The following is a 12,065-nucleotide window of genomic DNA, read 5'->3' on the forward strand; positions in this document are numbered from 1 at the left end:
TTTATTTTTTTAACGCTTAAGCTATCTTCTATTAATTATTTGGTAATTCATTTACAAGTCTATCCGATGGCTTTCATTCTTAATAATATTCTCATTTATTGTTTCTACAGAAAGATGAGAATATAATTTATCAGAAGGTGTATTTATACAATAATCTACTAGTATATCTATATTAGATTTCGCAACATGCATTCTAGTATCAGAAGAAGCATAGTATATAAATACATCTCCATTATCATCAGCAATCCAACCATTACTAAACAAGACATTTGAAACATCTCCCACTCGTTCCTCTTTCATTGGAGCCATTAAATGACCTTGTGGTTTATGTATTACCTCCCATGGTCGATCTAAATGCGTCATAAACAAATACAATGTATAGCGTAATCCTGCAGCTGTATTCCTTACACCATGAGCCATATTCAACCATCCCTTACTTGTCTTTATTGGAGCTGGACCTAACCCATTTTTAACTTCATAAATAGTATGATAGGTCTTGGCATCTACTATCTTTTCCTCCTTTACTTCAGCATTTAAAATACTTTCAGACAATCCGAAACCTATACCTCCACCTTTACCGGTATCTATAAACCCATCTTGTGGTCTTGTAAAGAATGCATATTTATTATCTATAAAGTGAGGAAACAATACGACATTTCTTTGTTGTCCTGTGTGTGATATTAAATCAGGTAATCTTTCCCACGTAATCAAATCCTTTGTTCTAGCTATTCCTGCAGAAGCGACTGCTGTTGAAGTATCTCCTGTTGGTGCATTTTTATCTTTTTTTTCAGAACAGAACACACCATAAATCCAGCCATCATCATGTTGCGTTAATCTCATATCGTAAACATTTGTATCGAACTCCTCATTCTGCGGCAAATGGATTGGTCTTTCCCAAAATTTAAAATTATCAGTTCCATTTGGACTCTCAGCTACGGCAAAAAATGATTTTCTATCATCACCTTCTACTCTAGCTACTAATAAATATTTATTATTTAATTTTATTGCTCCGGCATTAAATACAGCATTTACGCCTATACGCTCTAAAAAGTAGGGATTCGTTAATTGATTAAAATCATAACGCCAATTTAAAGGCACATGATTTCTTGTTAAAATAGGGTTCTCGTATCTACTATAAACACCATTAGAACTAAAAAGCTCTTTATTTGGAGTTTTAATTAATTTTTCATGATCCGATTTAATTTTTTCAACACGTTCTAAATAATTCATTTTCAATGTATTTTTTTTTATGATTGACTCTTTATTTTAAAAGTAAAATATTTTCATTTTTAGTAAATTCTATAAAGTCTTGGAATGCTGGATGCCCTTTATATGGAACATAAAAATGTTCTTCATCTCTATTTCTCCAAAGAAGCACATAAGAAATTTTTTTATACAATTCAGATTCTATTAAGACCTTACTTAACTTATCAGTGAACCACGCACTATCTAGTAATTTATCTGAACCTGTTTCTGTAAAAGCTGCCAATTTTCCTCTTTCATCTGCTAACCCTACAACAATATTCAGTTTGTTAATTACAGCTTGTAAACCATCACCATTTTCGGTAAAATCGTAATAATTATCCACTCCCAAAATATCAACATAAGCATCACCAGGATACCATTCTAAATACTGTTTTTCTGTATAAAATTGTCTATCTGGAGAATAAGCTATAATTAAATTATCTAAACCTTTATCTCTTTTCAAATAGTCTACCGTGAATTTGAATAAGGCTTTATATTCTTCTGGCGTACAGTAATCCTTTCCCCACCAAAACCATGTACCATTCATCTCATGCCATGGTCTAAATATGACTGGAATTGATTTGTTCGATTTCGTTTTTAAAGAACTAATAAACGTGGCAATTTGGTCTAATTTTAAAATTAAAGCTTGATGCTTATTTCCACCAGGTAAAATTGTCTCTACAATTTTTGTACTTGTATCCCAAGACGAAATGGTGTCACTGTAAATAAATGGATGCCAATTAAATGTATTTATTGCACCCTTTTCATGAGATTGAATTGCTAACAATTTCATATCGTTAAAAGAAACACCATCTAAATTTGCAGCATCGCCTATTCCTCCTAAGTCCCACCCCATTACTACCGGAAACTTATTAGTAGCCTTTTTCACATCAGACTGTAAAGAATCAATTTTAGTATGTTTCCAACCTATACCATAAGCCAAAGCATCCTCGTGACCAAGCATAACTCCCTTATGATTGTCCTTTTTTAACTTCTTTAGAAGTTTTGGAGCCTTTTTAGTCTTATATGAAACAACAGATTTGTTTCCAGCACAACCAAGCAAAACAGCCCCCATTATCACGAATGTGATTAAATTATGATTACTAATTATTCTCATTTCTCTAATTATAAATATCAAAAGTTTTTATCTCATCCATAAATAAGGTTCTCTCACTTTCATAAAATTTATTAAAATCATCTTTCACATTATTAGGGCTACTTGCATTAGGAATAAATAAATTATTTTGAGAGGTTTCCCAAGGCGCATTAAACCATGCTAAGGCCCACGCTATTCTAATATCACTTGCTCCTTCTTCTATAGCTGCTAATATATTTGAAGTCCAAAAGGTAGGATTTGAATTTATATATCCCTGTCTACCTGTTTCAGAAAGAACAGCCACTTTACCATGATTTAAGGCAAAGGAACTAAGCTCAATAAGATTAGATTTTAATGTTGATTTTGTAGGGTCATACACATCTACACCAACGACATCTACATAATTATCACCCGGATAATAACTCTCATCTATTTTTTGATTTGGAGTCCAACCAAATAGAACTAAATCGGTTTTTGACTTGATATAGTTTACTGCTAACTGATAAAACTGAATATACAGTTGAGAACTATGATTTTTTGTTTTGGTTCCCCACCAAAACCAGTCACCATCCATTTCATGATATAACCTGAATACAACAGGAAAACCTAAATCTGAATTAATGATATTCACTACATCATCTAACTCATTATAAAACCAATCTCGAGAACCATCGATATCATTAACAATATCATACACTAGAGATTTATCTTGATCTGTGCTCATCTCGTCAAAATAAATTTTATTATCATTTCTACTCTGCTGATGAAAATCAAATGTGACTATTGCTCCATTGTTATAAGCGTATTTAGCTTCTTGAATATGAAGTTGTTTTTCTTCATTTGATTTATACAACATGTAATGGGGATCAATACCAAAAACACCGGGATGATCTCCTGTCACATCTTTACAGTCAGATGTACTTAAATCTGTTCTTAATCCATCTAATTTAAAAGACATTGGAAACTCTTGCCCAAAAGCAAATTGGCTACTATTAGATAATTGCCCAATTTTTTGAAACAAATTTTTAGTTTCATATGTCGCTCCAGCATCAATTGGTATATACTCTCCTTGCTTTCTAACTTCTACGGTTATAGTAGTTGATGCCGTAGCTCCAACATCGTCGGTAACAATTAATTCTATTTCATGAATTCCTAAAGGGAGCTCTAACCTAATTTCCTTCTCATTCCCAACAACTACATCTGCTTTTAGCCACTTATATTCAACTATTTCACCATCTTCATCTGAGGATGCGGAACCATCAAGTTCTACCCATACCTTAGATTGTTCTTCAGTTATAATTGCTATTTTATCTTCTCCTGCATTTGCTACAGGCAAACTATTTTCAGCTTGTGTAATTATAACTGTATACTCTTTAACTATTTCATTATTTTGTTTTAGTGTATAATTAACAATTTTTGAAAAGTCATTTTTTGTTTCACCTGATACTTGTAGCTTATCACCGATAAATAATTCTGCACCATCACTTAAAGTGAATTCTGCTGTTAAATTATTTAATATTGTATTTGCGTTTACATTCGCTGCTATTGAGGTACCATTAATATCAAAATCAGTATCTGGTAATTCTTTTATTTTGAAAGAAGTAACACTTGCTTTCACATTAATTATTACCGAGTAATTTTGCTTTGTTCCATCCTCAGCTTCCACAACATATACAACAGGATTGGAAAAATCATTTTTTGAATATCCAGAAGTTTGTAGATTATTTTCTACATAAACATTTGCTTTATCAGAGACTTTAAATACAGCTGTAAGATCCTTTAAATCCACACCTTCTTCTACAGTTGCAACAACATTATTATTCGATAGAATATCAAAATTGACATTTAATTCTGAAATAGAAAAGGATAAGAGTTCTGCATCACTACTTAACAGTGTATCACTATCTTCTGAACATGAAATAATAAATACAGAAATTAATACTAACTTTATAAATTGCTTCATTTAATACATTTTTAAAAATTGAATTGAATAGGTAAACCGGGCACCTTAACCACAGGAACCCGATTTCCTAACCAAAAAAAAAACTAATAATAAAAAAACAAATCTAATATCTTGGTCCTTCAGTAATTACCATATCATCTATGCTAACCCCAATTTCATTACCATCATTTCTGTTCACAATAACTTCTATACGATCAAGTGGTGCGTCTTTATTAAACCTTTTTAACGAAGCATAATGCTGCCCTAACTCTGTTGTAGAGTCACTCCAGTTTTCCATATCTGAATTAAATAAGCTAAATTGAAACGTCTCCCATTTTCCATTAGTATTAGGAAAGAATTTTTGAATAAGTACTAGCTGTTCATCGTATTGAAACATTCTTACAATTATATATTGGGTTTCATCAGGAATACTATTAAGCGCTAGTGACACATATGGATCGTTAAATACAGAAAGCTGAGAGGACTTCATTTCTTTAGAAATTGATTGTCCCCAATATCCACCCCAATTACCTAAACTTCCATCATCGGTATAGGTATAGAATTGATTCCCAAAAAATGGATCAATTTCATTAGTTCTTAAATCTAAAGAGGCTACCAAATTTCCGTTATTATATATATCCGGCCATGCTCCTGAATCTTCAAATCCCATAACGGTAATTTTTGAAGGTTTAGTTGACCCCACTAAAGCATCACCAATTTCCTGACTTCCATCGTACTGCCCTTCTGTAATTTTGAAAAATGCAATATCCAGATCTTGATTTGCGCCTGCATTTCCTGATTTAAAAGTTAACTTAGGTTTAAAAGCCCCTGAATTAAACTCTCCTCCTTCCCAATTATCTTCTAAAGGCTGAGACACTATAACCCATTGACCACCGGTATCAAATCCATATCCAAAATGTCTCCAGTTTCCTGCTTGATCTTCAAGTTGAAAATATCCTGCACTTCCCGCAGGTGTTCTTACCGCAAATGTTAAAAATGGATTAATTAAACCACTCACATCAGGAACTTCTTCAGAGGTCATATTTCCAGATTCTTTATCCCAACCATAGCCAGGTGCTCTTAAAGAAAAATAATTAATATCTGTTCCATTGAAATCTCCAGTTTTTACGCTTGCATCTCCCTCTCCTACATATTGATGAGTTCCGTCTTTAAAGTCCCAAACCACCACTTCATCATAAGAAATAAATGGATAGATTACCTCTACTTTTTTCGCCACTGGAATTTCATCATTTGCCAAACTTTTAAAGGCTACATCTACTAACATACCTGCTTTTAAATCTAAATCTGCAACTGAAAAAACAGATTCCTCTGTAGTTTTAGAAATTTCATCTACCACTTCTCCATTAACTGTTACCTCTGTTAACAAATCGACATTTATTCCTATAACTTTAAAATTCAAACCAACCTGAATATCACTTACCTCCTTAACTTCCGTTGAAGGAATAATAGGTACAAAATTAGCAGCTGTCTCACTTTGTTGCCCGTATTTATTCGAAACTACAATTGGAGCTCCGTCTACATTCATGGTTCTTGGTACATCTACCTGTAAAGATTTCTCATCATCTGAAACTTTTAAATTATCCCCAACGACATCCCCGAAATAAACATTATCTACTTTTTCAAATTCTCCAGTAAGTTTTATTGTATTTGAAAGCACTTCATTAAAAGAACTAACTTCAAATATTTCTGGCACTGGCCAATCTACATCATATACAGAATCGTCAGTTTCACAAGCAATCACCATCAACATCATTGTGACAGTCAAGACTAAATATTTTATATTTTTATTCATTTTATTTTTTTTAAGATTATTAATACCCTTTATTTTGAGCTATTTCAAATGCATTTACATCTCCTACTGGGATAGGTAGTAACCCATCATGAGACCTATAATTAGACTCATTTGGTAGTAATTCTAATCTTCCGGTACGAATTATATCAAAATATCTAATTCCTTCCATTGCTAATTCCATCCTTCTCTCTTTCCATATATCTAACAATAAATCTTCACCTGTACTTGTAATAGCTGGTACCTTAGCTCCCGAAAGCGCATCATAAGAATAATTATTAGTTTGACCTTCTTTAGAACCTAACGGCATCGTTGAATTTTCAGCACGAGAACGAATAAGATTAATTGTATTACGAGCTACCCCCTCTTGTCCTACATAATATGCAGCTTCCGCATGAGCTAATAATACTTCTGCATAACGCATCAATCTTTTATTAACGTCTTGGTTATTATGATTACTTGCTCTATCTTCTTTAGCTAAAGCATATTTTCTATTTAATCTACAACTAGAAACAAAATCTTTAGTACTGTCGTCCTCTAAGGTCCATAATTGTTTGTCCCACGTTTGAGGTATGCCATAAAGAATACCAAACTCTTGACCATAAATAGTATTAAATAACCGTGGATCTGTAGTTAAATAGGTATTATACAAAGCATCTGTAGGTAGATTAAAACACCATCCCCAATCATCTCTATTCCCCATTTGGACAATAGTTGTATTTCCAACACTTTCTCCCCATTCATTATTAGTTTGCTTATGCTGTACTTCGAAAACAGATTCTACATTATTTTCTCCTTCTTCTTCAAAAATTGTAGCAAAATTATTTGCTAAAGCATATTGGCCAGAGTTTATAATTTCAGAGGTAAGACTAAATACTTCATTCCATACTGCGTTTAAATCCACATTATAATCTGTAGAACTTGCCAGAACCTCATTATTAGCAAATGCTGTTTCTTGCATTAGAGCCCTAACTTTCAACATTTGAGCTGCACCCTTGGTAACCCTTCCTAGATCTGATAATGCATATTCATTTTTTTCAGGTAAAACAGAAATAGACTCATCTAAATCTGATTTAATTAAATCAAACACATCTTTCTCGGTACTTCTTGGCACAGCAAGATCGTCTACACTTAAATCTCCTGTAATTAATGGCACACCACCATATAAACTAACCAACCTTAAGTAGAAATAAGCACGTAAGAACTTCGCCTCTCCGATAATTCGAGATTTTAGATCTTCATCAAAAGTTGCGTTAGGAATTGCATTAATCACTTCGTTTGACCTCACTATACCAGTATACATTAGCGACCAAATTCCTTCAGAAGCAGCATTACCTGAATTTGCATTAAAATCTTTCAAATATTGGCGATCTGCCCAATCAAAAAGACTACTACCTCCTTTAATAGCGTCATCTGAAAGAATATCTCCATAAATAAAGTATTCGTCATCTTGAAGCGCCGCATAGCAAGAATTTAAACCTGCCAGAGCATTTTCAGGATCATTAAAATAATCATCTGCTGTTTGCGTTCCTATGTTATCTAGTTCAGTTAAATTATCTTCACATGAGATAACTAACAGAATAATCATCGTGAATGATATCAATTTAAATATTTTCATAATTGTTTCTTTTAATTAAAATGTAAGATTAATACCGAAGTAGTATAATTTAGGTTGCGGATAATTTCCCAAATCCACACCTATACCTAAACTCTGAACATCACTAGCTGCATCTTGAGTGAGGTCTCCAATTTCCGGATCGAAACCTTTATAATCTGTAAACGTTAAAAGGTTCTGTCCAGACACATAAAATCTAAGCTTATCTATTCCAGATTTTTTTGTAAACTCTGAAGGTATTGTATAACCAATCTGTAAATTTTTAAGTCTTAAATAAGAACCATCCTCTACATATCTATCTGAAAATTGAAGATTATTATTTGCGTCAGACAAAGTAACTCTAGGTTGAGTTCCTGTAGGATTATTTACAGGATGAAAACGATCGACACGGTCTGCATAAGCATTAAAGTAGTCGTTTACATCAAGTAATCTTAAACTCATCCCATTGACAATTTCCGCACCTTGAACACCATAAAAATTTCCTGATAAATCGAATCCTTTATAATCAACACTAAAATTAAAGCCATAAGAAAAATCCGCTTGACCAGAACCTAAATACGCTCTATCATCTGCATCAATAGCACCATTTTCATTATTATCTTTAAATCTCACGTCTCCTACCTGAGCATTTGGTTGAATTGAAATATATTCATCTACCTCTTCTTGCGTTCTAAATATTCCGTCTGTTTGGTACCCATAGAAATAAGCTATTTCTCTACCAGCCTCTGTTCTTGTAGTATATCCTAATTTATCAATATAACCACCATCAATAAAAGCATCCTGATCAGCATTTAATTTTATGATTTCATTATCAATAAACGTAATATTACCACCTATACTAAAATTAATCTGTCCGATAGATTTACCATAATTTAAGGAAAACTCAAACCCACTATTGTTCATTGTTCCAATATTAGAATTTGGTCTATCTTTAGGATAATAACTAGGTAATGCAACTCTGGTTATCATATCTTTTGTATCTCGGATGAAGTAATCTGCCGTGACACTAATGTCACCCTCTAAAAATCCTAAATCGACACCATAATTTTGAGTTTCTACAATTTCCCACCTTAAATCTGGAGTTGGAATGTTAGTAGATGTTCCCCCTTGATATTGTTCATCATTAAACACATATTGCATTGAATAATTCCCAATATTAGCAACATCCGAACCTGCTTGCGCACTAGACTCATTTCCTACTCGACCCCAACCAGCTCTAAATTTCAAAGTAGAAAACATATTTAAATCTTGAATAAAAGCTTCTTCATCAGCCTTCCAAGATGCACCAACAGAAGGAAAAAGCCCCCACTTATTATCCCCTGAAAATTTACTTGAACCGTCATATCTTACGGTACCTGTAAGCATATACTTATTCTTAAAAGAATAAAATCCTCTGGCAAAATATGAAGTTGTTCCTGTTTGACTTTGATATGCATTTAATCTTTCATTAAAGGATTTAGCAAGATTTAAATATTGTAAATTCTCATCTTCAGGTACGTCAATCCCAACACCGCTAAAACCAGAACTTGTATTATATGCAGATTCATGTCCTAAGGTTGCAATAACCTTATGTATATCATTAAAAGTATAGGTGTACGTTAAAAAATTAATCCATGTCCAACTGTAAAAATCTCCACGTTGCTCATATAATTCACTTTGACCTCTATTAAAATTTTCACTTAAATAATATACAGGACTATAATTTTTGTTATGGGTAGCTCCTCTAGAAATTTTATAATTTGTTTTAAAATTTAAGTCATCTGTTATATCATATTCTAGCCAAGATCTAAAACCATATGAGTTTGTAGTATTTTCACCATACTTTAATTGATCAACTATTAAAGCTGGGTTATTACCAAAGGCTGTTTGCATTGCAATAAAATCACCTTCGGAATTTGTAGGACTATCTATCGGGCTACTAGTCAGTGATAATGGAATTGGTCCACCATAAATTCCTTGTGGAAAATTCCCATATTCATTTCTAAACAAGTCTAATTGAACTCCAATTTTTAAACGTTTATTTATCTTATACTCATTCTTAGAATTAAATATATATTTCTTAAAACCTGTATTTTCAACAATTCCTTCTTCATCAAAAATAGTTCCACTCAAAGAATAAGTAATCCCTCGATCAGCTTCGTTTGAAGCTACTCCTCCTCTAACACTCAGATTGTAATTTTGCTGACTACCATCCCTAAACACTTGATTTTGCCAATCCGTTCCTTTATAATTGTTGGCAACTACATAATTAATTCGTGTCTCTAAATCTGAAGGTAAAGATTGTCCATCGTTTGCAGCAGCTTCTAAGATAAGACGTCCTTGTTCTGATGCATTTAATAAATCTACCTTATTAGGAATTTCTGCAACTCCATAATAAGTATTAAAGGAAAAAACAGGTTTACTAGAAGATTTACCTGACTTTGTAGTTACAATAATAACTCCATTTGCACCTTTATTTCCGTAGATTGCAGTAGAGGATGCGTCTTTTAACACTTCAATACTTTGAATATCCTCTGGAGCTAAAAATTCAATATCAGTACCAACAGGAACCCCGTCCACTACATATAACGGATCTGAGTTATTAGTGCTACCTACTCCTCTAATTCTTACTTTTACTCCTGCACCAGGCCGTCCTGAAGATTTTGAAATATTCATACCTGCCACTCGACCTTGCAGAGCTTCTACAGGTCTACTCGAAGCCACTTTTAATAAATCATCTCCTGTTACAGAAGAAACAGCTCCTGTTAAATCACTTTTTTTCATGGCTCCATACCCAACAATCACAACTTCATTTAGTCCAACGATATCGGACTCCATTGTTAAATCTAAGGAGGTTTTTGTTCCTATTATAACCTCTTCCGTTTTGAAACCTACATATGAGAATGAAAAAACATCATCAGGACTAGTATATTCCAAAGTATAATTTCCATCAAAATCAGTAATTGTTCCATTAGCTGTCCCTTTAACCAAAATAGTTACTCCCGGTAAAGGCATACCACTTTCATCTGTTATGGTTCCTTTAACAGTATTGGTTTGAGAATATCCAATCCAGTTAGAAACTAGAAATAAAAACAGTAAAATAAATCGAAGGTTTTTTTTCATAATAAACATGTTTGCTTGTTAGTTTGTTTTGTTTTAATCGTATTTATTATGGAATTAACAATAATTTGACTAAATAATAATTATATACTAATTCCACGATTCAAAATTATGACCTTAACAAGGTGTTAACAAATAGTTTTACATCAATTAACAATACTATTATATCATACTTAAACACATCTTTATATTTTTATTAAATCAGAACCACATGTTTTTAATTTTAAATAACTCAATACCAATATATTACACAAAAACTATTACTAGTTACATAGTAAAAACAACTTTTAACTGTTAATTTTACATATATTTAGGGTAAATAAACACACATACTATTACGACTAAACACTAAGATTCAAGCTTAATTAGGCATTTTAAATCATGGAAATACATCGAGAAATAACACCTTTGAAGGAAAATGATTGTTTTTTGGTTTTTGATAGAAAACGAAAAGAATTCTCTTTTCCAATCCATTTCCATCCGGAATATGAAATCAATTTTATAAAAAATGCAACTGGAGGAAAAAGAATAATTGGAGATCACATTAGCGAAATTAACGAATACGAGCTAGTTATGGTTGGCCCTAATATTTACCATGGCTGGGAGAACTTTAAGAATGACAAATCACAGACTTTACATGAAATTACAATTCAATTTCCTAGAGATATTTTTGATTCGAAATTACTCAGCAAAAATATACTCACCCCTATTAAAGAACTTTTCAGAAATTCAAATCAAGGTATTCTATTTTCTAAAGAGACCGCTATCAAATTAGAAGATAAGCTAAACTCATTAAGTAAGAAGAGTGGCTTTGATAATTTTTTAAACTTTCAATCTATTTTGTACGCTTTATCCATAGCTAAAAACAAAAGACTACTAACTAATATTTCTTTTGAAGAGCAATATGACTTCCACAATAGTGAGCGTATCGAAAAAGTATATAAATATGTAAAAGCAAATTATAATTCAAAAATTAAAGTTGAGGATGCAGCTTCCCTAGTTAACATGACTGTTATCTCTTTTAGCAGATTGATAAAACAACGGACAGGCAAAACTTTTATAGAGTTTTTAAACGAATTACGTCTTGGTTATGCCACTAGAAAATTAATTGAAACAAACGATAGTGTAACTGATATTTGCTTTAGTTGTGGATTTAATAACTTATCTAATTTCAATAGAATATTTAAGAAAAAACAGAATTGTACACCATCTGAATTTAGAATTAACTTTAAAGGTATAAAAAATATATTCTAGATTT

7 protein-coding genes are annotated in these 12,065 nt (G+C 32.3%); 1 reads left to right on the forward strand and 6 read right to left on the reverse strand.

The features are described from left to right. Positions 1-51: 51 nt before the first annotated feature. The 6 genes from BN863_RS15490 to BN863_RS15515 form a co-directional block, all read right to left on the reverse strand. Complete coding sequence (locus BN863_RS15490) at positions 52-1,230, reverse strand: glycoside hydrolase family 130 protein (protein ID WP_038532117.1); 1,179 nt, start codon at positions 1,228-1,230, stop codon at positions 52-54. A gap of 31 nt (positions 1,231-1,261) precedes the next feature. Then, on the reverse strand, positions 1,262-2,362 hold the full coding sequence (locus BN863_RS15495; protein WP_051774976.1) for a glycoside hydrolase family 26 protein: 1,101 nt from the start codon (positions 2,360-2,362) through the stop codon (positions 1,262-1,264). A 4-nt stretch (positions 2,363-2,366) separates the two neighbouring features. After that, positions 2,367-4,304 (reverse strand): glycosyl hydrolase, encoded by a 1,938-nt coding sequence (locus BN863_RS15500; RefSeq protein ID WP_038532120.1) that lies wholly within the window; start codon positions 4,302-4,304, stop codon positions 2,367-2,369. Between the two features lie 103 nt (positions 4,305-4,407). Continuing rightward, complete coding sequence (locus tag BN863_RS15505) at positions 4,408-6,096, reverse strand: hypothetical protein (RefSeq protein WP_148304631.1); 1,689 nt, start codon at positions 6,094-6,096, stop codon at positions 4,408-4,410. 19 nt (positions 6,097-6,115) lie between these two features. Continuing rightward, positions 6,116-7,711, reverse strand: a complete 1,596-nt coding sequence (locus BN863_RS15510) for a RagB/SusD family nutrient uptake outer membrane protein (protein ID WP_084817560.1) — start codon at positions 7,709-7,711, stop codon at positions 6,116-6,118. A 15-nt stretch (positions 7,712-7,726) separates the two neighbouring features. Continuing rightward, the gene (locus BN863_RS15515) at positions 7,727-10,810 is read right to left on the reverse strand and encodes a SusC/RagA family TonB-linked outer membrane protein (RefSeq protein WP_038532124.1); all 3,084 of its coding nucleotides are present in this window, start codon (positions 10,808-10,810) and stop codon (positions 7,727-7,729) included. Positions 10,811-11,188: 378 nt separating this feature from the next. Between BN863_RS15515 and BN863_RS15520 the strand changes: the two genes are divergently transcribed. After that, positions 11,189-12,061: an AraC family transcriptional regulator gene (locus BN863_RS15520; RefSeq protein ID WP_038532127.1), complete on the forward strand. Its 873-nt coding sequence runs from the start codon at positions 11,189-11,191 to the stop codon at positions 12,059-12,061. Positions 12,062-12,065 lie beyond the last annotated feature (4 nt).

It is taken from the genome of Formosa agariphila KMM 3901 (genome assembly GCF_000723205.1).
Classification (GTDB): Bacteria; Bacteroidota; Bacteroidia; order Flavobacteriales; family Flavobacteriaceae; genus Formosa; species Formosa agariphila.